The sequence below is a fragment of the Pantoea sp. GABEPS69 genome, assembly GCF_045780835.1.
GTDB classification, from domain to species: Bacteria; Pseudomonadota; Gammaproteobacteria; order Enterobacterales; family Enterobacteriaceae; genus Pantoea; species Pantoea septica.
The window spans coordinates 470,662-493,323 of the sequence record NZ_CP118618.1 but is presented as its reverse complement, the minus strand read 5'-3'; the positions used below and the strand labels follow the sequence as shown (position 1 = coordinate 493,323).

The following is a 22,662-nucleotide window of genomic DNA, read 5'->3' as shown; positions in this document are numbered from 1 at the left end:
GCAAAGTCGCTTTACGCATCCCTGCTCGCTCGGCCCGCGACATCCCTGTCGCGGGACGCTTTGCTCTTCGTTCCATGCCACCCGCTCTCTGAGCTTTTGCGCCGTCTGAAACAGCGACATCAGCGCCTGTGCTCTGTAGCTCAGCTATAACGTCACGCCGCTTTTAAAAATCGCCAGCTCGCGGAAATCGTTCTTCTCGTTGTTGGTCAGCTCGCCGCTGGCAATCGCCACGATGGTGTCGACGAAATCCTCCAGCAGCGCATCCATGCTCATTCCTTCCAGCAGACGACCGGCGTTAAAGTCGATCCAGTGCGGCTTCTTCTCCGCCAGCGGCGAGTTGGTCGCCAGCTTCACCGTCGGCACAAAGCCGCCGTAGGGCGTGCCGCGTCCAGTGCTAAACAGCACCATATGGCAGCCCGCGCCCGCCAGCGCGCTGGTGGCGACCGCGTCGTTGCCCGGCGCGCTCAGCAGATTCAGTCCCGGCGTCTTCAGCCGCTCGCCATACTTCAGCACGTCCACCACCTGGCTGGAGCCCGCCTTCTGGGTGCAGCCCAGCGACTTCTCTTCCAGCGTGGTAATACCGCCCGCCTTATTGCCCGGCGACGGGTTCTCATAAATCGGCTGCTGATGGTCGATAAAATAGCGCTTGAAGTCGTTAATCATCGCCACCGTTTTCTCAAAGGTCGACTCATCGCGACAGCGGCTCATCAGGATACGCTCCGCGCCGAACATCTCCGGCACCTCGGTCAGCACCGTGGTGCCGCCGTTAGCGATCATCTGATCGGAGAAACGCCCCAGCAGCGGGTTGGCGGTAATGCCGGAGAAACCGTCCGATCCGCCGCACTCCAGGCCGAACTTCAGCTCGCTCAGCTTGCCCGGCTGGCGCTTGTCATGGCGCATCGCCTCATACAGGGCGCGCAGATGCTCCAGCCCTGCTTCCACTTCGTCGTCGTGCTGCTGGCACACCATATACTGGATGCGATCGCTCTCCGGCAGGCCGAGCGTCTCGCGGAAGGCGTCGACCTGATTGTTTTCGCAGCCGAGGCCGATCACCAGCACCGCGCCGGCGTTGGGATGACGCACCATATTTTGCAGCATGGTGCGGGTATTCTCATGATCCTGGCCCAGCTGCGAACAGCCGAAGGTATGGCTAAACAGAAACGCGCCGTCGGTGCCCGCCGCGTTGTCGGTCTCTTTCATAAAGCGCTGCAGGATCTGACGCGCGATGCCGTTGACGCAGCCTACGGTCGGCAGGATCCACAGCTCGTTGCGGATCCCAACGTCGCCATTGGCGCGGCGATAGATCTGCACCTCGCGATCGCCCGGCTGCGGCGGCACCTCGACAAACTCCGGCCGGTAGTCGTACTCGTCCAGATCGCTCAGGTTGGTGCGCGCGTTGCTGGAGTGGATCACCTCGCCTGCGGCGATCGGTTGCGTGGCGTGGGCGATCGGCAGCCCATACTTGATCACCAGCTCGCCCTCGGCGATGGGCCGCAGCGCGAACTTATGGCCGCGCGTCACTGCCTGCTGCAGTTGCACCGCCGTCTGCTGCAGATCGATGGTCTGCCCTGCGTCTAAGTCGCGCAGCGCCACGGCGACGTTATCCTGAGAGTGAATCTTAATCGCGTCTTGCATAGCTTTATCCCAGTGTGCTCAACGCCTCACGCATGCCGTGGACGATGATATTTTGCAGGTGTCGGCTGACCTCGGCCGCCAGCTGAGGCTGCCGGGTCAAATCTTCGCCCCAGTGCTGCGCGTCGCTTAACACCTCGCGCACCAGCTGTTCTGGGGAGATCTGGTCGTTATTAAGGGCCTGCCAGTTTTTTTCAAAGCGCGCCAGCCAGTGCGCGTCATCCTGCAGCGGCCAGCTTTTTTCCGCCGATGCGCCGCGATAGAAGGCGATCAGCGCCGCCAGCGCAAAGGTCAGACGCGGCGGCCAGACGCCGCTCTGCGCGTGCGACGCCAGCAGCGGCGTCAGCAGGCGAGTGCGGAACTTGGTCATGCCGTTGAGCGCGATCGAGAGCAGCGCATGGCGGATAAAAGGGTTACGGAAACGTCGCTCGACCGCGTCGGCGAAAGCGTGCAGCTCGCTGCGCGGCAGATCGAGCGTGGGAATGATCTCCTCGCGCAGCAGGCGATCGACGAAGCCTGCAATGGCCGGATCCGCCATCGCCTCGCCGACGCTCTCCAGACCGGCCTGAAACGCCACCGGCACCATCGCGGTGTGGGCACCGTTGAGGATCGCTACTTTCTGCGCCTTCCACGGCGCGATGTCATCCACCCGCCGCACCTGCGGCGCCAGCGCATCGAGCTTCAGCTCGTCGAACAGCGCGCGCGGCCCCTGCAGAATGAACTGGTAGTAGACCTCGCCCGCCACCAGAAAACGATCTTCATAGCCGAGCTGAGCGGCGAGCGCCTCGCTCTCCTGCGGGAAACCGGTCACGATGCGATCCACCAGCGTGTTGTAGAACACGCAGTGCTGCGACACCCAGGCGGCGAAGCTTTCCGGCAGCTGCCAGTGGCGCGCATAGCGCAGCACCAGCTCGCGCAGCGCGTCGCCGTTATGGTCGATCAGCTCGCAGGGCACAATCAGCCAGCCTTTGTCTTCAGCGCCGTTAAAGTGCTCAAAGCGCGTCCACAGCAGCTGCGTCAGCTTGCCGGGAAAGCTGGATGCGGGTGCATCCGTCAGGCGATCGTCATCGACAAAAGCGATGCCCGCTTCGGTGGTGTTGGAGAAGACGAAGCGCATCTGCGGCGCGTGCGCCAGCGCCAGAAAATCCTCGTGCTGGACGTAAGGCTGGATTTCGCGATTCAGGCTGCGGATCAGGCGCGTTTCGCTGACGCGCTCGCCCTGATCGTTAAGCCCGCGGATCAGCGTGGTATAGAGCCCGTCCTGCTGATTCAGGCTGTCGCTGACGGCCCGGTTGCGCGGCCGCACCACCACCACGCCCGCGTCGGTGCCCTGGTGCTGGTTCAGCCAGTCGAGCTGCCAGTCGATAAAGGCGCGCAGAAAGTTGCCTTCGCCGAACTGGATGACGCGCTCGCTGTAGGTCGCGCCGGGAAAGTCGTGACGGTTTAGCCGCTGCATGATCAGGCTCCCAGCTCGATGCCAAAGTAGTCGCGCGCGTTATTGAAGCAGATGTTTTGCACCATCTGGCCCAGCAGCGCCTCGTCGCCCGGCGCTTCGCCGTTCTCGACCCAGCGGCCGATCATCTGGCACAGCAGGCGGCGGAAATATTCGTGGCGCGTATAGGAGAGGAAGCTGCGGCTGTCGGTCAGCATGCCGACAAAGCGGTTGAGCAGGCCGATCTGCGCCAGCTGCGTCATCTGGCGCTGCATGCCGTCGAGCTGATCGTTGAACCACCAGGCGGAGCCGAACTGCATTTTGCCCGCCTCGCCTTCGCCCTGGAAGTTGCCCGCCATGGTCGCCAGCACTTCGTTGTCGCGCGGGTTCAGGCAGTAGAGGATGGTTTTCGGCAGCGCGTTATGCAGATTTTGCGCGCCCAGCAGCTTCGCCAGCGGTTCCGCCAGCGGCTGATCGTTAATCGAGTCGAAGCCGACGTCCGGCCCCAGCAGTTCGAACTGGCGGCGGTTGGTGTTGCGCAGCGCGCCGATATGGTACTGCTGCACCCAGCCGCGACGCGCATATTCGCCGCCCAGCCACACCAGCACGGCGGTTTTGAACTGCGCGATCGCCTGCCCGTCCGGCGCCTTGCCGGCGCGGCGGCCAGCCAGGATGGCGTCCAGCGTCGCATCGTCCGCTTCGGCGTAGAGCACCACGTCGAGCGCGTGGTCCGACACTTTGCAGCCGTGCTCGGCGAAGTAGTCGAGACGCTTGCTGAGCGCGCGGCGCAGATCGTCGAAGCGACGCACGCTGACGTCGGTCAGCGACTCCAGCTTCTCAATCCACGGCAGGAAACTTTCCGCTTCGATATTAAAAGCTTTATCCGGACGCCAGCTCGGCAGCACCTTGACGCCGAAGCTGCCGTCCTGCGCCAGCGCACGGTGGTGCTGCAGATCATCCAGCGGATCGTCGGTGGTGCCGACCATTTTCACGTTCATCTGCTGCATGATGCCGCGCGCGGTAAAATCATCCTGCGCCAGCAGCGCGTTGCAGCGCTCCCAGATGCTGTCGGCGGTTTTTTCAGAGAGCAAGGTGTCGGTAATGCCGAAAGGACGACGCAGCTCAAGGTGCGTCCAGTGGTAAAGCGGATTGCCGATGGTGTGCGGCACGGTGCGCGCCCAGGCGTCGAATTTTTCGCGATCGCTGGCGTCGCCGGTGCAGAAGGCCTCCGACACGCCGTTAGCGCGCATGGCGCGCCACTTGTAGTGATCGCCTTTCAGCCAGATGTCATAGAGGTTGGCAAAGCGGTAATTTTCGGCAATCTGCTGCGGGGGAAGATGGCAGTGATAGTCGAAAATCGGCTGATCCTTTGCGTAGTCATGATAAAGACGACGGGCAAATTCGGTATCCAGCAAAAAATCCTCGGTCATAAAACGCGACATACTTGCTTCCTCTTGGATAGAGCCTTAATGCGCTCAAAGTTATCATACCAATTTTCACCAGCCACAGAATTCTTTGAGATCTCGCTCACATAAACAGCAGCTATTCACTGAGCTCATGGACGTTTTTGCTCTCCGCAGCGTGCTAACTGGCTGTCATTACGCAGGTTTAAAGTATCCCACATTGCAAAAGGGGCTTTTGTGATGGCTCTCAACTTTTAAAGTTGTATAACAAGTTACGCTCTCGCTCCGTAATGGCAAGGTAAACACAGGGTCGCTTTTGCGCGACCTGCGGGCGTGAGATTAAGTCGGCTCACGGTTGTCCCGCTCCAGATAACAACAGCGGCAAGACCGCAGACAGAACACTGGAAGAGGTAAATGATGCGTAAGATTAAAGGGCTACGCTGGTATATGATCGGGCTGGTGACGCTGGGCACCGTGCTGGGTTATCTCACCCGTAATACCATCGCCGTCGCCGCGCCGACGCTCCAAACCGATTTGCATATCACCACCCAACAGTACTCCTACATCGTGGCGGCCTACTCCGCCTGTTATACCGTTATGCAGCCGGTCGCCGGCTATGTGCTCGACCTGCTCGGCACCAAAGTCGGCTATGCCGTATTCGCCGTGCTGTGGGCGATCTTCTGCGCCGCGACGGCGATGGCCGGCAGCTGGGGCGGATTCGCGCTGGCGCGCGGCGCGGTGGGTGCGGCGGAAGCAGCGATGATCCCGGCGGGCCTGAAGGCGAGCAGCGAGTGGTTCCCGGCTAAAGAGCGTTCCGTCGCCGTGGGCTACTTCAACGTCGGCTCTTCTATCGGCGCCATGCTGGCGCCGCCGCTGGTCGTGTGGGCGATCGTGGCGCACAGCTGGCAGATGGCGTTTATCATTACCGGCGTGCTGAGCCTGCTCTGGGCGATCTGCTGGCTGATCTTTTATAAACACCCCAAGCAGCAGACCAAACTCAGCGAAGAAGAGCGTCAGTACATTATTTCCGGTCAGGAAGCGCAGCATCAGACCGGCAATACCAAAAAAATGACGGCGCGTCAGATCCTGCGCAACCGCCAGTTCTGGGGCATCGCGCTGCCGCGCTTTCTGGCGGAACCGGCCTGGGGCACCTTCAACGCCTGGATCCCGCTGTTTATGTTTAAGGTTTATGGCTTTAACCTGAAAGAGATCGCGCTGTTTGCCTGGATGCCGATGCTGTTCGCCGACCTCGGCTGCATTCTCGGCGGTTATCTGCCGCCGCTGTTTCAGCGCTGGTTCGGCGTGAACCTGATCGTGTCGCGCAAGCTGGTGGTCACCATGGGCGCGGTGCTGATGATCGGCCCCGGCACCATCGGTCTTTTCACCAGCCCTTACGTCGCTATCGGCCTGCTCTGCGTCGGCGGCTTCGCCCATCAGGCGCTCTCCGGCGCGCTGATCACCCTCTCTTCCGACGTTTTTGGCCGTAACGAAGTCGCGACCGCCAACGGTCTGACCGGCATGGCGGCCTGGACAGCCAGCACCATGTTCGCGCTGGTGGTCGGCGCGCTGGCCGATACGCTGGGCTTCAGCCCGCTGTTCGCCGCGCTGGCGGTGTTCGATCTGCTGGGCGCGGTGGTGATCTGGACGGTGCTGCGTAATAAGCCCGTCTCGGAGCTGGAAAAAGAGATAACGCCGCCGCAGGCCGCGCCGGTACGCGGCTAGCAGCGCTGACCGAAGAGCAAAGCGTCCCGCGCCATCCTTGCGCGGGACCTTTTATTTAACGGCCGCAAAGTGGTATAACAACTTTATTTGCGACACGAGAATGCGCTATGGAACTGACCGAACCTCGTCGACTTTATCAACAGCTCGCCAGCGATCTGAAAAGCCGTATTGAAACAGGCATTTACCCGGTGGGAGACAAGCTACCTGCGGAACGCCTGATCGCGGAAGAGATGAACGTCAGCCGCACCGTGGTGCGCGAGGCGATCATTATGCTGGAGGTAGAAGGCTACGTTGAGGTGCGCAAAGGTTCAGGTATTCACGTTATCGCCAGTCAGCAGCAGAATCGAGTGATGACCTCCAGCCAGCTCGAATTCGCCAGCTTTGGCCCGTTTGAACTGCTGCAGGCGCGCCAGCTGATTGAGAGCAACGTCGCCGAGTTTGCTGCGACGCAGGTGACGCGTCAGGACATTATCGAACTGATGGCGATTCAGGAAAAGGCGCGTCAGGAAGACCACTTTCGCGACTCCCAATGGGACATGCAGTTTCACGTGCGTATTGCACAATCCACCCAAAACAGCGCGCTGGCGGCCATCGTCGAAAAAATGTGGCTGCATCGCCTGCACAATCCCTACTGGCTCAAACTCCACGAGCATATCGACCAGCGCAGCATCCTCAGCTGGTGCGACGACCACGATCAAATCCTCAAAGCGCTGATGCGCAAAGATCCTGCCGCCTGCAAACTGGCGATGTGGCAACATCTGGAAAATACTAAGCAGATGCTGTTTAACGCGACCGCCGATGACTTTGAATTTAATGTGGATCGTTACATGTTTGCCGAAAATCCCGTCATCCTGCCGGACGGCGCAAGCAATTAACCTTGATTCTGCTGCGTTTTCACGCAGGAAAGTCAGTTAATCTGCAATAGTGTCAGGTCGTGTAAAGCTCCTTTTGGCGGACCGCGTCAGCAGGTAAAACTCCTGTTCGGCGGGCACATTCCCCTGTCTCAAACCTGTGATTTTTGTTACAGTTATCGACCCTTTCTTACCCTTTGCGACAGGGTTTAAAAATTCGCTGATTTAACAATCTATTCTGGAAGGATCCGGAAAACTCTGCACAGACTGCGCTCCTAAAACAGATAACCAACCGCCGGTCTGCGCTTATGTCTTTTAAGACGCGTTAAACAATGATGTTCAGGAATGATTGATGGATATTTTGCAAGCGTTGCTGCAGGCGTTGTGGCAACAGGACTACGAAACCCTCTCCGATCCGACGCTGGTCTGGGCCATTTACGGCGTGCTCTTCTTGATCCTTTTTCTGGAGAATGGCCTGTTGCCCGCCGCCTTTCTGCCAGGCGACAGCCTGCTGATTCTGGTGGGCGTGCTGATCGCCAAAGGCACCATGAGCTTTCCGCTCACCGTACTGGTGCTGACCACCGGCGCCAGCCTCGGCTGCTGGGTCAGCTATATCCAGGGCCGCTGGCTCGGCAACACGCCGACGGTGCAGAAATGGCTCTCTCATCTTCCCGCGCAGTATCACGCCCGCGCGCACAGCCTGTTTCATCGTCACGGGCTGTCGGCCCTGCTGATTGGCCGATTTATCGCTTTCGTGCGCACTCTGCTGCCGACCATTGCCGGTTTATCCGGGCTGAATAACGCCCGCTTCCAGTTTTTTAACTGGGTCAGCGCGCTGCTCTGGGTGCTGATTCTGACCGTGTTCGGCTTTGCGCTGGGCAAGACGCCCATTTTCCGCCGCTATGAAGATGAGCTGATGTTCTGCCTGATGCTGCTGCCGCTGGTGCTGCTGGTAATTGGCCTGGTTGGATCGCTGGTGGTGCTGTGGCGCAAACGCCAGGCGAATCAAAACGGCAAGGGCGAGTCATGAAAATTTATGGCCCTGTCCCCCGCCGCATGCTGCCCTGGCTGACTATCGCCGTGCTGCTGCTGGCGATCTGCCTGACGCCGACGCTGCTGCGGCACGAAAGCGTAGTGCAGATCCGCGTATCCCATGCCGGCGGCCCGCTGCCGGACGGGTTTTACCTCTATCAGCAGCTGACGGCGCAGGGCATCCGCATTAAAAGCATTACCCCGTCGGGCGATGCGCTGATTATTCATTTCGAGAACGAAGAGCAGAGCCTCGCCGCGCAAAAAGTGCTGCGCCGCCTGCTGCCGGACGGCTTTGTGGTCGCCAGACATCCCGACTCCGCTTCCGCCGCCTCGACAACGCTAAATATCTCCTGACTCGACATTGCCGTCCTGCGCTGGCAGGGCGGCAACAGAATAATCCGTATCCCCCCGTCTTTTTTGAACTTTTTGCAGGCGCTGTCTATGCTTAGTGAATAGCTCAGCTATCTGACACGCCAGGAGATGACGCTGTCCGCTCGCGGCAGGTCAACAACAAAGGAAGGTAATAAGCCTGATGAAACATCAATTACTTCTTGGCCTCGCGCTGTTTTCTCTCTCAGGTTCGCTGATGGCGGCGGAATCGCTCTGTCAGCAGAAAGAGCAGGATATTCAGCATGAAATTGCGATGGCGAAACAGCATAACAATCAGCGTCGCGTTAACGGACTGGAGCGCGCTCTGACCGAAGTGCGCGCTAACTGTAGCGACAATAAACTGAAAGCGTCTCACCAGGCGCGCATCAAGGCGCAGCGAGAGAAAGTCGCAGAGCGCGAGCGCGAGCTGAAAGAGGAGCGTCAGGATGGCGACGATAAGGAAAAAATCGCCAAACGTGAACGTAAACTGGAAGAAGCACGCCAGGAGCTGAAAAAGTTACAGGCGGAGCCTTATTAACCCGGACTCAACCACTGAAGCTAAAAGGAACATTACATGTCAAAAGACACTTCATCAGAACATTTGCGTGCTGAGTTAAAGAATCTGGCGGACACTCTGGAAGAGGTGCTGAGCAGCACAACGGATAAGTCCAAAGGCGAACTGGATAAGCTGCGTCAGAAAGCGCGCGTCGCGCTCGATAGCTCGCGCGAGAAGCTGGGCGATTCTGGCGAATATCTGGCACAGACCACGCGTGAAGCCGCGCAGAAAGCGGACGGCTACGTGCGTGATAATCCCTGGCATGGCGTTGGCATCGGTGCGGCAATCGGCGTGGCGATCGGCATGCTGATTTCACGGCGTTAATTATGGCGGATTCACAGCAGAGCCACGGCCCCGGCAAAGGGGTCATCAACATTGGTCAGCGCATCGTTACTACGCTGGTCAGCATGGTCGAGACCCGCGTACGGCTGGCGGTGGTCGAGCTGGAAGCGGAAAAGGCTAACCTGATTCAGCTGCTGCTGATGGTTGGCCTGACCATGCTGTTTACCGCATTCGGGCTGATGAGCCTGATGGTGTTGATTATCTGGGCCGTCGACGCACAGTATCGCCTGATGGCGATCGGCATCACTACCGGCGTTCTCTTTCTTCTGGCGATTATTTTCGGCCTGTGGAGCCTGCGCAAATCGCGTCAGTCCACGCTGCTGCATCACACCCGCAAAGAGCTGGAGACCGATCGCAAGCTGCTGGAGGATGACCGCGTATGAGCCGCAGCAAACTGGAGCGTGAAGCGCGCATTCATGACTTAATCGGCGAAATACAGCAGCAGCGGCTTGACCTGAGCGCCAGCCGCCGCGACTTCCTGCTGAGCACGGCGCAGTACGATCGCGGCTGGCTGACGTTTCTCAGCATGCGGCGCTATCTGGCCATCGGCAGCAGCGCATTAGCTATCTGGTCGGTGCGCAGCCCGAATAAGTTTATGCGCCTGCTCAAGCGCGGATTCGGCGTCTGGAGCACCTGGCGTATGCTGAAATCGGCTCTGCCGCAGCGCTAAACCCCTCTGCATTCAGCCGGTGCGAAATCGCCGGCTTCGCTTCATCAGATTTCCTGAATAACACCTACAGAATATCTCGCTTACAACCTTTCCCCTGCGCGACTATTATCTCCAGCTATCAGCTCAGCAAACGGCAACGCCGCCTTTCGCTGGGAATTATCTAACGCAGGCGCGACTGCCCTGCCGACAATCTAGCCTGGAGTTAATGATGAAAAAATTCGAAGATACTGGTCTGCTGCTGGCGCGTATTTTAATGCCAATCCTGTTTATCACGGCCGGCTGGGGCAAAATTACCGGCTATGCGGGCACGCAGCAGTATATGGAAGCGATGGGCGTGCCGGGCTTTATGCTGCCGCTGGTGATCCTGCTGGAGTTTGGCGGCGGCCTGGCGATTCTGTTCGGCTTCCTGACCCGCTTTACCGCGCTGTTTACCGCCGGCTTCACCATCCTGACGGCGTTCCTGTTCCACAGCAACTTCGCGGAAGGCGTCAACCAGCTGATGTTTATGAAGAACCTCTCTATCGCGGGTGGTTTCCTGGTGCTGGGCCTGGTCGGTCCGGGCGCGTACAGCATCGACAGCCTGCTGCGTAAGAAATCTGCGCCAGCTGCGGCGCTGCGTTAAGCACACATCTGGCGTAATGCCACATATACTTAGCAGGGCGAGGATACTCCTCGCCCTGTTTGCATTGGAGGCGATATGGGCCAACTGATTGACGGTGTCTGGCACGACACCTGGTACGACACCAAATCAACCGGCGGACGCTTTAAGCGCACTGAAGCGGTCTGGCGCAACTGGGTGACCGCAGACGGCAGCGCCGGTCCGACGGGCGACGCGGGCTTTAAGGCCGAACGCGATCGCTATCATCTGTATGTTTCTCTCGCCTGTCCCTGGGCGCACCGCACGCTGCTGATGCGTCAGCTCAAAGGACTGGAGTCGATGATTGACGTCTCCGTGGTGCATCCGCTGATGCTGGAGAACGGCTGGACGTTCGACGACAATTTTCCTGACGCCACCGGCGACAAGCTTTATCAGAACGAATTTCTCTATCAGCTTTATCTGCATGCCGATCCGCACTACACCGGACGCGTGACCGTGCCGGTGCTGTGGGACAAGCAGCAGGGCACCATCGTCAGCAACGAATCGGCGGATATCATCCGCATGTTCAACAGCGCCTTCGACGCCGTCGGCGCGCGCGCCGGGGATTACTATCCGCCCGCCCTGCGTGAAAAGATCGACGAGCTGAACGGCTGGATTTACGACACGGTCAACAACGGCGTCTATAAGTCGGGCTTCGCGACCTCGCAGGCGGCCTATGACGAGTCGGTGACCGCGCTGTTCCATTCGCTGTCGCGCCTCGAGCAGATTCTGGGGCAGCACCGCTATCTGACCGGCGACCAGCTCACCGAGGCGGATTTGCGTCTCTGGACCACGCTGGTGCGTTTCGATCCGGTCTACGTTACGCATTTTAAGTGCGATCGCCACCGTATCGGCGACTATCTCAACTTGAGCGGTTTCCTGCGCGATATCTACCAGATGCCGGGTATCGCCGAGACGGTGAACCTGCCGCATATCCGCCACCACTATTACGTGAGCCATAAAACCATCAACCCGAACGGCGTGATTTCGCTGGGACCGGCGTTTGACTGGGATGAGCCGCACGGGCGCGGCTAAACGCGCGCGCCGTTCTTACCGGGACGGCGCGCCTCAACTGTTATAAAAATTCTGCGTGTTTCTGTGTCTGCCCCGGCTAACTGTTATCTGTTCTACTGAGCAGAAAAATAACGGTGAGGTGAACAATGGACGCCATTAAACAAATCTTAATCGACGAAATCGCGACGCTTAATCGTGAAGAGCGCCGCGATAACCGGCCGCGTTTTAGCTTCTCTTTTCTGAAAACCCACCCTGGCCTTTGGGCGCTGATGTATCTCTGCTACGGCCTGTGCGTGGCGCTGATCTTCTCCACCGAGATGCTGGGCTGGCCCGCCTTCTGGTTCGCTACCCTGTTCGTGCTGGTGATGAGCTTTCTGATGCTGCTGGATATCAACCCGAAATATCGCTTCGAGGATATCGACGCGCTGGATCTGCGCGTCTGCTATAACGGCGAGTGGTATTACGTGCAGCCGGTCTCTGAAGGCGGCGTAAAAAAGATCCTGAATTTGCCGGACGCACCGGAAGAGGTGAAAAGCGGCATTCATCGCCTGCTGCGGCAGAAAGGCGAAGTGGATTTCTATGATGTTTACTATCTGACCTGGGGACACCAGCAGGCGGCGCAGGTTTAACCGCTCCGCTGGTCGGCAATCAGCCTGCCCAGCGTCTCGACCGCTGCCTCGGCGCGCGTATCCCACGGCCAGGCGGCGTTAATACGAAAACAGTGGGTAAACTCCTCGCCCGCTGAAAACAGCCGCCCCGGCGCGATGCTGATCCCCTGCTGCAACGCCTGCTGATAGAGCTGCGTGGTGTCATAGCCGCGCGGCAGCGTCACCCACAAAAAGAAGCCGCCCGGCAAATCGCTTACGCTGGCGTCCGCCGGCAGCGCCCGGCAGAGCGCCTCGCGCACCCACTCTTTGCGTCGCGCCAGCGTCTGCCGCAGTTTTTTCAAATGGGTATCGTAGCGGCGCGTGGCGAGGAAGTCCGCCAGCGCCAGCTGCATCGGCGCGCTGGTGGAGAGCGTGCTCATCAGCTGCAGCCGCTGGATACGCTGCGCGTGCTGCCCCGCCGCGACCCAGCCCACGCGGAACCCCGCCACCAGACATTTGGAAAAAGAGCCGCAGTGCAGCACGTCGCCGCCGCGATCCCAGTATTTAGCCGGATGCGGCGCCTCAGCGCCCGTCCAGAGTTCGGCGTAAACGTCATCCTCGATCAGCGGCACCTGATAGCGCGCCAGCAGCGCCACCAGCTGCGCTTTGCGCGCGGGCGAGAGCGTCACGCCGAGCGGATTTTGCAGCGTGGTCATCAGCCAGCACGCTTTTACCGGCCAGCGCTGCAGCGTCTCTTCCAGCTGCTGCATATCGATGCCGTGCTGCGCGTCGCTCGGCACCGCGAGCGCTTTGAGCTTGAGCCGCTCGATCGCCTGTAGCGCGCCATAGAAGGTCGGCTGTTCGATGACCACGTAGTCGCCGGGTTCGGTCAGCGCCTGCAGGCTGAGATTGAGCGCTTCCAGCGCGCCGTTGGTGATGACGATTTCATCCGGCGACAGCGTGATGCCCTGCCGCGCGTAGCGCTGCGCCAGCATCTGTCGCAGCGCGGCGTTGCCTGGCGGAAGATTGTTAAGCGCGTCAAGCGGCGTCAGCTGATGGGAGACGTTGGTCAGCGAGCGCATCAGCTGACGCTGGGGGAAGAGTTCGGGATCGGGAAAAGCGGAGCCAAACGGGACAATCGCCGGGTCGCGGATCGCCTGTAGCACGTCGAAGACAAAGTCGTTGATATCGACCTGCTCGCTGAGCGCCACCTGCGCCTGCGCGGTTTGCAGCGCGCGCGGCGCGACGTAGTAGCCGGACTGCGGCCGCGAGACGATCCAGCCTTGGCTCTCTAGCACCTCGTAGGCGTGCATCACCGTCATCAGGCTCAGCCCGTGCTGCGCCACCTGCTGACGCAGCGACGGCAGCTTTGTGCCCGGCGGCCAGATGCCCGCCTCGATCTGCTGCTGAATCTCATCCGTCAGTTGCTGATATTTCGCCACGGGCTGCTCCTTTCGTTGCCGGGGCGCAGTTTAGCATGGCGGGAACCGCAGTGGCGTCGTCTGACCGCGAGGAAGCGTGAAATGCGGCGGGATTGAGATAAGCGACAAAGCGCCCGGCGTGCAACAAATAGCAGAAAGCAAAAACCCCGCTTGCGCGGGGTTTTCACCTGAAAAGTCGAAACTGACCGATAAGTCAGCTTTGTATCCCATGCAATCAAGCACCAGAAGCGGTGGAATGCGGGTTGTAGCCCACAATGTATCCCATTCTGTATCCCATTTGAAGTGTACGATACGCCGATCTGCTTGCAAGGGATCAAATGCCAAGAGCTGGGGATGCATCCATCCTGGGGTGTTCATATGCATTTAGCTCCGTGATAGTCACACCTGCACTTATTCACTTAATTAATCAAGGAAAGTTTGCTGGCTCCCCTTGCGTTTCTGTGGAAAAATTGAGCTTCGAACTTTCAGACAACAGAGGGATGCTTATGTCGGTTTTTCAGGACTGGCTGCTCAGGATAGCTGGTGACAATTACTTTCTCTATATCAAACGATTGTCTGCCAATGATACTGGCGCAACAGGTGGACATCAGGTAGGACTATATATTTCTTCCGACATCGCTGAAAAACTACTTCCTTCCATCAACAATACCCAAGAACTGAACCCGTCTGTTTTTCTTACCGCGCATGTTTCATCACATGAGTATCCGGACAGCGAGGCTCGGGCTATCTATTACAATAATCGTTTTTTTGGCGGGACCCGGAATGAGAGAAGAATCACTCGCTGGGGAAGAGGAAGCCCACTCCAAGATCCTGAAAATACAGGAGCCCTTACGCTTCTGGCCTTCAAGCAGGATGAGCAAGGCGGTGATAGTTCAGAGGTGAACATATGGGTCTGCGTCAATCCTGATGAAGAGAATATTATTGAGTCCGTTATAGGGGAAGTCATCCCTGGGACGCTTTTATTTGGGCCATCCAGTGAAATTCTGGGGGGATTGTCTCTACAACATGTCCCAGTGAATCATAAATACAATATACCTGACGCCTGGAAGCAGCAGTTCCCATCAGGTAGTGAAATTATCCAGTATGCTGGCGGGCACTACGCAAAAAACTCCAATGACCCAGACGAACAGTTGATCGATCGACGCCGTATAGAGTACGACATTTTTCTTCTGGTAGAAGAGTTTCACGTACTGGACATCATTCGTAAGGGGTTTGGCTCAGTCGATGAGTTCATTGCACTGGCAAATTCCGTCAGTAATCGCCGAAAATCAAGAGCGGGAAAGTCACTTGAGCTACATCTTGAACATCTTTTCGTTGAGCATGGTCTACGACACTTTGCCACGCAAGCAGTAACTGAGGGCAATAAAAAACCTGACTTTCTGTTCCCATCTGCTGAGGCTTACCACGATATCGGATATCCCGAAGAAAATCTCCGTATGTTAGCCGTGAAGACAACATGCAAAGACCGTTGGCGTCAGATACTAAACGAGGCGGATAAAATTAGGCAGATACACCTTTTCACTCTACAGGAGGGAGTTTCTCAGGCTCAGCATAGTGAAATGCGAGATGCAGGGGTAAAACTGGTTGTACCATCATCATTACACAGGAAATATCCGGAAGCGGTGAGAGGTGAACTAATGACGCTGGGGGCTTTTATCGCTGAGCTCACAGGGCTTTACGCAGAACTGCCATAAGAAGCTCCCGGCATGTGGAAGCCGGGAGTATCCGTTATGTCTTATCAGGCTTGGCAGAAATAGCCTTGAGAATGTAAGGCTCCAGTAGTCTGGCTACTGCTTCAAAGACAGGGACCACAACGGAATTACCGAACTGACGATATGATTGAGTGTCAGAAACCGGAATCCGGAAAGGCTTGCCGTCTGGCGTTTCAAAGCCCATGAGGCGTGCGCACTCGCGGGGAGTCAGTCTACGTGGGCGGCGAGCTTGGTTTTCAGCATTCGCAAAATCGACTTCACCTACTGCCATATCCCAGCCACGGTCTATCAGAATCTCGGATCCATCTTTATGGTAACGAGCAGAAAGTGTGCGGGCCACGCTTTCTTTATCTTCGGGGTTAACGAGACCAAAACCAAAACCGTTGCCCTTAGCTGCATGCTTTTTAGCATAGTTGTAAAGGTACTCCCAGAGTTTAGGCGTGAGGATATATTTGCTATCAACCACTGGTTCCAGTAGCTCTCCAAAGGATGGACGTTGTTCGGGATAAAATCGACTGACATCGCGGAGGGTAAAGCCATTGTGAATATTCAGGTCGCGACGGAAACCCACCAGAACGATACGTTCACGATGCTGAGGAAGAAAACGCTTACCATCTATGACTTTAGGATCACTTTTCCCCATGTCATTTGCATCGGCAACTTCATAACCCAACTCGTCAAGCGTTTCCATGATGACCTTAAAGGTTTTACCTTTGTCATGGCTTTTCAGGTTTTTGACGTTCTCAAGCACAAAAATGGCTGGTTTTTTTGCCCGGATAATGCGTGCCACATCAAAGAAAAGTGTTCCTTGAGCCTCACACTCAAAACCATGTGCGCGACCCAGCGAATTTTTCTTACTCACTCCCGCAAGGCTGAAGGGCTGGCAAGGGAAGCCAGCCAGAAGCACATCATGGTCTGGAACATGTTCGTCGATGTAGGCATAAGCATCTGTCTCTGATACCTCTGGCTTGTCACTAAGGGTGACTTCTCGGATATCGAGATTAAATGTATGCGCTTGCTCGTCATTAAACCAGTTAGCTTTATAGGTGCGTACCGCTTGTTTATTCCATTCGCTTGTAAAGACACACTGGCCCCCGATCGCTTCGAATCCCTTACGAATCCCGCCAATCCCGGCAAAAAGGTCAACGAAACGAAACGCGTACTCTGGATGATTTGCTGGCGGTTCCGGAAGCATTTTTCGAAGAAGTGCCTCTTCGGCTGAGCTCAATGACTTGGGGGAACATTTATCATTGATCCAGCGGTTAAGCGTTTCCCGGCTCCAATCGTTTTTGCCAACTTTTCTTAAGAGCTCAGCCACATACTTTTGATCATAGATTTCCAGTACCTGCTCAATGAGTTTTCTATCATTTTCCTGTCGCTGCTTTTCTTCTGCTTCTACTTTTTCAAGAAGATCCTGCGCCAGTAATTCAAATTCTGACATAATGCCTCCAATGGGTCTCATGAGTGACACTCTATCACTCATTTAACCCAGATGGAAATTTTATTACTGTTTATTTAAACAGTGTTTTACATTTTTTCTATCAATACTTGAAATCTGTCTCCAATGACACTGCACGCAAGACTAAAAATTATTTAATATCAAAAAGATACTAACAAAAACTTAGGTTAGTAACTGGTTTACCGCGCCAATGCTTAAAGAGTTAAGCACCGTTCAAAAGAGCTCCGCCTTACTCACTGGCATCTCCGCCGAATATCAGTAGGCAATTAATCACTCCCTTCCAATGAGCATGCAATTTATCTTTTAAAATCAATTTATTAGTTAAAGATTCAATATTTTTAGGCTTGTCTAATCAATCGCTTAATCATCCTATATATTGGTGTGTAGAAAAAACACTGACTGACTTTGCCCCTCTTGAAAGAGCAACGTAAAGATGCCTCGCGTTCATTCCACGGCCTTGAGCATTAAGGATCAAACAATGGTCTGCTTCAAGCCCTTTCAATAGTAACGTGGAACCTATTGCCCTTTTTGGTATTCGATTATCTCCTACTTGTCGTAAACGCTCGCGAATGATAGAAGCTGACTCAAACATACTTTTCTGTGGACTACCAATAGACATAGATATTGTATCTTTTAAGGCTTTAAAGGCTGCTTTACGATAAACACGTGCCCCGTCATTCTTTTCCAATTGCAGAAGAGCAGATAAAATACTTGACCGTGAATTGGAATTTACAACATCACATAATGCTTGTTCGCATTCTGTAGCCGGTTTTTCATTACGACCGTTTAGAATGGTATCAATACGGCGCTTAGTTACTGCTGCATCAACATTCGTAATCATTTTAGATACATTATCTACGATTGAATCAGCAAGTGATTTTCCTTTCTTTTCGTCAAATTCTTGAGCTGCCGTTATAATTCCCGAAAGTTGGACCTGTTCAACAACATCTATACGGGGATTTCCCTGAGCATAACTGTGACGAGATTGTTCATCCATAGACGCTCCAATGACTAATAAGCTGTCATTAGGATAGAGTTCTAATATCGATCGTTCGACTTTGTAATTGCTGGAACGATCAGTTTGATAATCTCCACTAAGGGGATGCCAAAAAATGTGCTGGGGGCAAGAACTCAAATCGACCTTTTCTCCAGACATTAAAATTTCACGAGCCTGAAGAATCCATTCTCCCAATATTGGAGAATTGGCATTATTCCATCGCCAAGGTGTCGTTAGGGTTCCTAACAATGGAAACTGTTGCTCAACCTCAGACACCCAGTCAGGCATTGCACCACTAAAATCAAAGATACATTGCATAGGATCACCAAAAACTACTGTCGGTAATTGGTTGGAAAGTGAAACGATTAACTGGTGCTGATCCATATTACAGTCTTGATACTCATCAACATAAAGTCGTGAGTACGATGCTTTAAGAATTTTAGACAGAGCACCAGAAGCAATGAATGTGTTAACAACCCGCCGCATCTCGGGATAAAATAGCTTAGGGCTTTCTGCCGACGAGTGCATGGGGCAAGATGCAGCAAAATTGTGAGCAACTCGTAATGCCCAACCATCGATAGTTGTTACCACAAAATTTTGGTTTGCTATTTTAAATTTCCTAAGTCTCTTCTTAAGGGCTGCAACCCCAGCAGTTGTATGAGTTAGAACCAAAATAGGTTTACTGTGTGGATTATTTAAAGCGGCAACGATTAGCTGTGTTTTACCGCATCCAGCGGGAGCTACAACAGACCCACGTTCAGAAGTAAGTATTTGGTTTATATTCATTGCTGATGGCCTTCTTCACAAGCCCACTGATAAATTCCATTCAGTACAATTTGGAACTCATTTTTAAAAGTTTTGAAGTTTGGTCCAATATATTTTCGTGATAACTCTTCAGATTTCGCTATATTTTTAAACCACTTATAGCTTCCTGCTGCCTGATATAAGGCCATGCGCATTCTTTCTTCCGGCTGGTTTAAACAATTCTCCAATTTAAACTGATTAGCTGACTTGTTTTCAATATGCTGGGCAACCTCTTGTCGACCATTAAGTTCTATAGCAAGGTTGATTAGCTTAGGAATAAGCGTAATATCACACCAATAAAAAATGGCACCCTCTGTTGATAAACCATGCCCCCACTCATAAATCCTTACACCTTTTGCAATACATTGCGCTGTTTGGCCCGCATGTGCGGCATCTTGAATATCTGAATCCTTAAGGATTGCCGTAGGATAACCGAGACTTGAGAAAATCTCAGCACGAACAAAATAATTACTTCCGCCGTTCCCGTCAGTGCAAAAAACACCTTTAGATAGAAAGCCTTCGTGATTGATATCTTGACAATATAATTCTAATCCTCGAATAATTCCGACTTCAGTAGCACCTTCACCAACTATTACCTTTTTACTAAAAAATGCCTCAGCACAAGCTCTCAGCGTCGCCTGCTGATCATCACCACCACCTAAGCTGAGAATATTATGAGATATACCATCGGCCTGATGCAGGGGAGGTTTTTTTCTTATAACATGCAATTGTTTTGACTGTAATTCTCGCAAAACATATGGTGAATGAGTAGTTAAAAATACTTGTTGTAATGGGTTCTCTTCTTTCGCCCCTAATTCGTTAAGGAGCCTTGATATTCTGTATGGTTCCAGCCCATACTCGGCCTCATCAACCAGTAACATTGTTGACTGACTCGTAGCTTTCTGTATACCGCTAATAAGTAACCGGGAGGATCCAGTACCTAACTGCCGCAAAGGAGTCCCATCGCTACCATGCAGACTAATAGCTCCGTTAGACAAGGTAATTCCATTAACGTCTAATAATGCCTTAAGCTCTCCTAAAGGCACGCCCAATTTGTTACCTATTGATTTTACGTCTTCAAGAACTTTATCCAAACCTTCTATCGGATTAGCAGCAAACGCATTACGAGTCTGTCGTGATAATTGTGTTAAGACAGATGTGACATCAAACCTCTCCTCCGAAAGTTTGTTAAGCACTGATCGACTACCCCATGCGAGATTATTGTAAGGAGTAACACCTAATCTTGATGGAGAAATCATCTCACGATGTTTCCATGGAAGACGACGCTCAACTCCGTCAACATCTGCTCTTAATGAATAGAGCCGCCAATCTGGTTCTAAATCACTCTCAACAACAAGTTTTAACGTTAATACAGGTTCATAGTCCAGATGTGGTTCATCATGAATTTCACATGTTTCAGAATTAAATGATCTTAAAAAAGGCCCATATCTTTCAAAGTTCAATAATTCATCATTAAGCATTCCGATCGTTATAGAAATAGTGATCTTTTTAGTTACATCTAAGCCATAGAAATCAGCATCATTAAATGTGTAAGATCTCCTTGCCCCAAGAGCAAGGTCAATGGCATCAAGAATCGTCGATTTGCCTGAGTCGCCAGGACCAATTAAACAGTTGAGACCAGGGGATGGTGACCACGAAAGTTTTTTTATTACCCGAAAATTCTCTACCTCTATATGACGAATCTTTGGCATGAGATTGACTTCCTTTCACACTTTATAGTTAGAAATATCAATGTATCAGCTTTCAGTTATCGTCTAAAGAATCATCAATTCTGTTTACCCTCTCAAATCACAAATTTCTTACCTTCATCTTAGAGGTCTCTTTAGGGTATACCTCACTGACAACGTGATATTTAGTATCATTAGGGTATCGATAGTAGGGAATTGATAACGTTTCATCCATACTGTATACTTTGAGTATTGAAATGAAGCCTCAAAGAGACAAATGATGAACGTCCTAATTTATGCACGAGCCTCTACCAGAGAACAAGATTCCACACGTGCTGTCCCGGCGTTGCGTGAGTTTGCAGGGGAACGTGGATGGGCTATCAGCAAGGAATATGTCGAGAATGCTTCCGGTGCTTCCCTTGAACGTCCTCAGCTATCTCTGTTGCTTGATGAGGCTAATAACGGGGATTTATTGCTGGTAGAGTCTATCGACCGCCTGAGCCGTCTGGAGGCCACACAATGGGAAAGTTTGAAGCGTACCATTCAGGATAAGGGATTAAAGCTGGTGGTGGTGGATTTGCCCACCTCATGGAATATGCTTCAAGGGAAAAAATCTTCCCTTGTAGTGGACGGCATCATGGCGGCAGTTAACAACATGCTGATCGATATGCTGGCTACCATGGCCCGTCAGGATTATGAGACTCGTCGTGCACGTCAAAAGCAAGGTATCGAGAAAGCAAAAAAGGCGGGTGTGTATGTCGGTAAGGCTAAGGATGAAAGAGCGAGGGAGGTTGTTAAATCATTACTCAGTGCAGGACACAAACCCGCTAAAGTGATGGAACTGGCTGGCGTATCACGCGCCACTTTTTACCGCATCAAAAAGGAAATGGCGTGATTGCTCACGCCTAATTTTAAGCCTCAGAACACAAACTAAGCGTATAGATAGCGGTCTGCCCGTCGTTGTTAGTTGGGCGCATAACGAAAACAGGATCACTACCGTTGTCAATATAAGTGACCGCTATTCCACCGTCAGGGGTGGCATACATCTTCGCAATACTTTTCTCTCCAATGAAACCCAGCCGCCAAGTTTTACCACCCATGCTAACCTTCATGCTTTTGTCCTGCACATCGAGGCGAGTCTCGACTGAAGATTTTTGGCTACCAGAATCGATCTGCCCTTCCTGAATGGCCTTACAGGTGAATGTGGTTGCACTTGAGGCGAAGGGGAGAATGATCAGCGCCGTGAGAATCAATCTTTTCATGGTCTTCCTTTTTTGGTTGTCAGTTAAGAATTCATCGGGAGCCATTATAAAATTGTTAATTGACAAAAACGATCAATTTCTATTGAATCGATCGATAAAATTGATCAACATTGAAACTATAACATTTATGTGCAGTTGTTATGAATGGATAGATTTTGATAACGAAATCAACGGGAGGAAGTTGTGAGAAGAGAAATGGTGGTGATATGTGGGCTACTATTTTCACCGTTGGCGGCAGCAGGACAGATCACAATGTCCGCTCCTCAGCAGGAAACGACGGAGAGTGGAAAGACTCTCTGTACGTACCAGAGCAGCATTTATCTGTTCACCTACGTCACCAAAGGAAAATGTCCATATACCAAAACCTTTCAAACCGATGATGCAGAGTAAGTGCACAGCAATGTGATGAAAACGCCACTCCTGCCGTACATTTTATCAATCACAAGTGCCTGTGGAGGCAATAAACCGCCCATCTTCAATACGCCAGCGCCACGCTCGGTTTCCACTCAAGTTCAGATAGAACTCTTCCAGATCGTAATTAATCGGCTCACGCGATTCTGCTGGTAGGATTACATCGTTCAGATCCTGCTGCAAAACCAAGAAACCAGGAACTACCTCTACGAAAGGCAATCCCTCCCATTCGTTGTAAACACCGTTTATAGCGCCTGTTGGCGCACCCAACGCTCTTAACTGAGCATCAATTTCAGAGTTTTTTTGTCTTGCCATAGATAAAGTCTCTGGCGCTCTGCTGCGCCATTTGGGGAATGATGAATCCTGTCCGATATTCCTCGGATCAGGGGATAGATAAGTTTTTTTAATTTCGCGTTTACACGAAGTTGTTAAGCAAACATGCGTTTTCGTCGTGGTGGCGACCTTCGCCATTAGCCAAGGTGCCACGCATAACGAACGATTGGACACGTGTTATGTTCCAACTGGGTTGTCACAGTCTTAATGAATAAGAAAAAAAGATTTAGGGCCGTTAGGGACGCTTGCCCCGTTTAGGCCTTATTTCCCAAGGGCTGGGATAGTACGGCTCTATTTTGTCAGGGCC

The 22,662-nt window shown here is 53.4% G+C and carries 23 protein-coding genes; 13 read left to right on the top strand and 10 right to left on the bottom strand.

The features are described 5' to 3' along the window. Positions 1-144: 144 nt before the first annotated feature. Genes PVE98_RS02410 through uxaC form a run of 3 tightly spaced genes read right to left on the bottom strand, consistent with a single transcriptional unit; the run spans position 145 to position 4,506 of the window. Positions 145-1,635, bottom strand: coding sequence for a UxaA family hydrolase (locus PVE98_RS02410; protein WP_096072100.1), 1,491 nt, complete (start codon positions 1,633-1,635; stop codon positions 145-147). Positions 1,636-1,639: 4 nt separating this feature from the next. Beyond that, positions 1,640-3,088 carry a tagaturonate reductase gene (locus tag PVE98_RS02405; protein ID WP_096072101.1) on the bottom strand — a complete coding sequence of 483 codons (1,449 nt, stop codon included), beginning with the start codon at positions 3,086-3,088 and terminating at the stop codon, positions 1,640-1,642. 2 nt (positions 3,089-3,090) lie between these two features. Then, entirely contained in the window at positions 3,091-4,506 is a 1,416-nt protein-coding gene (uxaC, locus tag PVE98_RS02400) for a glucuronate isomerase (protein ID WP_333620422.1), read from the bottom strand. Between the two features lie 378 nt (positions 4,507-4,884). Between uxaC and PVE98_RS02395 the strand changes: the two genes are divergently transcribed. From PVE98_RS02395 to PVE98_RS02345, 11 genes are all read left to right on the top strand, one after another. Next, positions 4,885-6,189, top strand: coding sequence for an MFS transporter (locus PVE98_RS02395; RefSeq protein WP_033755298.1), 1,305 nt, complete (start codon positions 4,885-4,887; stop codon positions 6,187-6,189). A 107-nt stretch (positions 6,190-6,296) separates the two neighbouring features. After that, positions 6,297-7,064 (top strand): transcriptional regulator ExuR, encoded by a 768-nt coding sequence (gene exuR, locus PVE98_RS02390; protein WP_033755003.1) that lies wholly within the window; start codon positions 6,297-6,299, stop codon positions 7,062-7,064. A gap of 328 nt (positions 7,065-7,392) precedes the next feature. Continuing rightward, entirely contained in the window at positions 7,393-8,070 is a 678-nt protein-coding gene (locus PVE98_RS02385; RefSeq protein WP_033755000.1) for a DedA family protein, read from the top strand. After that, positions 8,067-8,426 carry an EnvZ/OmpR regulon moderator MzrA gene (mzrA, locus tag PVE98_RS02380; RefSeq protein WP_096072103.1) on the top strand — a complete coding sequence of 120 codons (360 nt, stop codon included), beginning with the start codon at positions 8,067-8,069 and terminating at the stop codon, positions 8,424-8,426. Before PVE98_RS02385 ends, mzrA begins: the two co-directional genes overlap by 4 nt. 178 nt (positions 8,427-8,604) lie before the next feature. Then, positions 8,605-8,979: a DUF1090 domain-containing protein gene (locus PVE98_RS02375; RefSeq protein WP_033754994.1), complete on the top strand. Its 375-nt coding sequence runs from the start codon at positions 8,605-8,607 to the stop codon at positions 8,977-8,979. A 36-nt stretch (positions 8,980-9,015) separates the two neighbouring features. Next, complete coding sequence (locus tag PVE98_RS02370) at positions 9,016-9,321, top strand: YqjD family protein (protein ID WP_033754991.1); 306 nt, start codon at positions 9,016-9,018, stop codon at positions 9,319-9,321. Between the two features lie 2 nt (positions 9,322-9,323). Next, positions 9,324-9,722: a phage holin family protein gene (locus PVE98_RS02365; protein WP_187143609.1), complete on the top strand. Its 399-nt coding sequence runs from the start codon at positions 9,324-9,326 to the stop codon at positions 9,720-9,722. Further along, the gene (locus tag PVE98_RS02360; protein ID WP_048784370.1) at positions 9,719-10,009 is read left to right on the top strand and encodes a YqjK-like family protein; all 291 of its coding nucleotides are present in this window, start codon (positions 9,719-9,721) and stop codon (positions 10,007-10,009) included. Before PVE98_RS02365 ends, PVE98_RS02360 begins: the two co-directional genes overlap by 4 nt. 208 nt (positions 10,010-10,217) lie before the next feature. Then, positions 10,218-10,631 (top strand): DoxX family protein, encoded by a 414-nt coding sequence (locus PVE98_RS02355; protein ID WP_033754981.1) that lies wholly within the window; start codon positions 10,218-10,220, stop codon positions 10,629-10,631. Positions 10,632-10,706: 75 nt separating this feature from the next. Beyond that, positions 10,707-11,681, top strand: coding sequence for a glutathione S-transferase family protein (locus PVE98_RS02350; protein WP_096072104.1), 975 nt, complete (start codon positions 10,707-10,709; stop codon positions 11,679-11,681). Between the two features lie 125 nt (positions 11,682-11,806). Then, positions 11,807-12,289 (top strand): YlaC family protein, encoded by a 483-nt coding sequence (locus PVE98_RS02345; RefSeq protein ID WP_033754976.1) that lies wholly within the window; start codon positions 11,807-11,809, stop codon positions 12,287-12,289. Here PVE98_RS02345 and PVE98_RS02340 read toward each other — a convergent pair. Both PVE98_RS02340 and PVE98_RS02335 read right to left on the bottom strand, forming a co-directional pair. Continuing rightward, positions 12,286-13,689 (bottom strand): PLP-dependent aminotransferase family protein, encoded by a 1,404-nt coding sequence (locus PVE98_RS02340; RefSeq protein WP_096072105.1) that lies wholly within the window; start codon positions 13,687-13,689, stop codon positions 12,286-12,288. The two genes, PVE98_RS02345 and PVE98_RS02340, sit on opposite strands and share 4 nt — an antisense overlap. A gap of 30 nt (positions 13,690-13,719) precedes the next feature. Further along, positions 13,720-14,052, bottom strand: coding sequence for a hypothetical protein (locus PVE98_RS02335; protein WP_333620424.1), 333 nt, complete (start codon positions 14,050-14,052; stop codon positions 13,720-13,722). A gap of 122 nt (positions 14,053-14,174) precedes the next feature. Between PVE98_RS02335 and PVE98_RS02330 the strand changes: the two genes are divergently transcribed. Next, positions 14,175-15,383, top strand: coding sequence for a type II restriction endonuclease (locus PVE98_RS02330; protein ID WP_047351815.1), 1,209 nt, complete (start codon positions 14,175-14,177; stop codon positions 15,381-15,383). Positions 15,384-15,417: 34 nt separating this feature from the next. On the opposite strand, the gene PVE98_RS02325 is transcribed toward PVE98_RS02330, so the two are convergent. From PVE98_RS02325 to PVE98_RS02315, 3 genes are all read right to left on the bottom strand, one after another. Next, positions 15,418-16,842, bottom strand: coding sequence for a DNA cytosine methyltransferase (locus PVE98_RS02325; protein ID WP_063155341.1), 1,425 nt, complete (start codon positions 16,840-16,842; stop codon positions 15,418-15,420). Between the two features lie 382 nt (positions 16,843-17,224). Further along, on the bottom strand, positions 17,225-18,643 hold the full coding sequence (locus PVE98_RS02320; RefSeq protein ID WP_074143544.1) for a UvrD-helicase domain-containing protein: 1,419 nt from the start codon (positions 18,641-18,643) through the stop codon (positions 17,225-17,227). Beyond that, positions 18,640-20,373: an ATP-dependent endonuclease gene (locus tag PVE98_RS02315; RefSeq protein WP_105604600.1), complete on the bottom strand. Its 1,734-nt coding sequence runs from the start codon at positions 20,371-20,373 to the stop codon at positions 18,640-18,642. Before PVE98_RS02315 ends, PVE98_RS02320 begins: the two co-directional genes overlap by 4 nt. Before the next feature lie 256 nt (positions 20,374-20,629). Between PVE98_RS02315 and PVE98_RS02310 the strand changes: the two genes are divergently transcribed. Further along, positions 20,630-21,244, top strand: a complete 615-nt coding sequence (locus PVE98_RS02310; RefSeq protein ID WP_163368774.1) for a recombinase family protein — start codon at positions 20,630-20,632, stop codon at positions 21,242-21,244. A gap of 16 nt (positions 21,245-21,260) precedes the next feature. On the opposite strand, the gene PVE98_RS02305 is transcribed toward PVE98_RS02310, so the two are convergent. Both PVE98_RS02305 and PVE98_RS02300 read right to left on the bottom strand, forming a co-directional pair. Next, on the bottom strand, positions 21,261-21,611 hold the full coding sequence (locus tag PVE98_RS02305) for a hypothetical protein (RefSeq protein WP_063155294.1): 351 nt from the start codon (positions 21,609-21,611) through the stop codon (positions 21,261-21,263). A gap of 435 nt (positions 21,612-22,046) precedes the next feature. Further along, the gene (locus PVE98_RS02300; RefSeq protein ID WP_163368772.1) at positions 22,047-22,337 is read right to left on the bottom strand and encodes a hypothetical protein; all 291 of its coding nucleotides are present in this window, start codon (positions 22,335-22,337) and stop codon (positions 22,047-22,049) included. Between the last annotated feature and the right edge of the window lie 325 nt (positions 22,338-22,662).

Coding starts and splice junctions, on each gene's coding strand:
- PVE98_RS02410 (WP_096072100.1), bottom strand. CDS start 1,635: ATGCAAGACGCGATTAAGATTCACTCTCAGGATAACGTCGCCGTGGCG.
- PVE98_RS02405 (WP_096072101.1), bottom strand. CDS start 3,088: ATGCAGCGGCTAAACCGTCACGACTTTCCCGGCGCGACCTACAGCGAG.
- uxaC (WP_333620422.1), bottom strand. CDS start 4,506: ATGTCGCGTTTTATGACCGAGGATTTTTTGCTGGATACCGAATTTGCC.
- PVE98_RS02395 (WP_033755298.1), top strand. CDS start 4,885: ATGCGTAAGATTAAAGGGCTACGCTGGTATATGATCGGGCTGGTGACG.
- exuR (WP_033755003.1), top strand. CDS start 6,297: ATGGAACTGACCGAACCTCGTCGACTTTATCAACAGCTCGCCAGCGAT.
- PVE98_RS02385 (WP_033755000.1), top strand. CDS start 7,393: ATGGATATTTTGCAAGCGTTGCTGCAGGCGTTGTGGCAACAGGACTAC.
- mzrA (WP_096072103.1), top strand. CDS start 8,067: ATGAAAATTTATGGCCCTGTCCCCCGCCGCATGCTGCCCTGGCTGACT.
- PVE98_RS02375 (WP_033754994.1), top strand. CDS start 8,605: ATGAAACATCAATTACTTCTTGGCCTCGCGCTGTTTTCTCTCTCAGGT.
- PVE98_RS02370 (WP_033754991.1), top strand. CDS start 9,016: ATGTCAAAAGACACTTCATCAGAACATTTGCGTGCTGAGTTAAAGAAT.
- PVE98_RS02365 (WP_187143609.1), top strand. CDS start 9,324: ATGGCGGATTCACAGCAGAGCCACGGCCCCGGCAAAGGGGTCATCAAC.
- PVE98_RS02360 (WP_048784370.1), top strand. CDS start 9,719: ATGAGCCGCAGCAAACTGGAGCGTGAAGCGCGCATTCATGACTTAATC.
- PVE98_RS02355 (WP_033754981.1), top strand. CDS start 10,218: ATGAAAAAATTCGAAGATACTGGTCTGCTGCTGGCGCGTATTTTAATG.
- PVE98_RS02350 (WP_096072104.1), top strand. CDS start 10,707: ATGGGCCAACTGATTGACGGTGTCTGGCACGACACCTGGTACGACACC.
- PVE98_RS02345 (WP_033754976.1), top strand. CDS start 11,807: ATGGACGCCATTAAACAAATCTTAATCGACGAAATCGCGACGCTTAAT.
- PVE98_RS02335 (WP_333620424.1), bottom strand. CDS start 14,052: ATGCATATGAACACCCCAGGATGGATGCATCCCCAGCTCTTGGCATTT.
- PVE98_RS02330 (WP_047351815.1), top strand. CDS start 14,175: ATGTCGGTTTTTCAGGACTGGCTGCTCAGGATAGCTGGTGACAATTAC.
- PVE98_RS02325 (WP_063155341.1), bottom strand. CDS start 16,842: ATGTCAGAATTTGAATTACTGGCGCAGGATCTTCTTGAAAAAGTAGAA.
- PVE98_RS02320 (WP_074143544.1), bottom strand. CDS start 18,643: ATGAATATAAACCAAATACTTACTTCTGAACGTGGGTCTGTTGTAGCT.
- PVE98_RS02315 (WP_105604600.1), bottom strand. CDS start 20,373: ATGCCAAAGATTCGTCATATAGAGGTAGAGAATTTTCGGGTAATAAAA.
- PVE98_RS02310 (WP_163368774.1), top strand. CDS start 20,630: ATGAACGTCCTAATTTATGCACGAGCCTCTACCAGAGAACAAGATTCC.
- PVE98_RS02305 (WP_063155294.1), bottom strand. CDS start 21,611: ATGAAAAGATTGATTCTCACGGCGCTGATCATTCTCCCCTTCGCCTCA.
- PVE98_RS02300 (WP_163368772.1), bottom strand. CDS start 22,337: ATGGCAAGACAAAAAAACTCTGAAATTGATGCTCAGTTAAGAGCGTTG.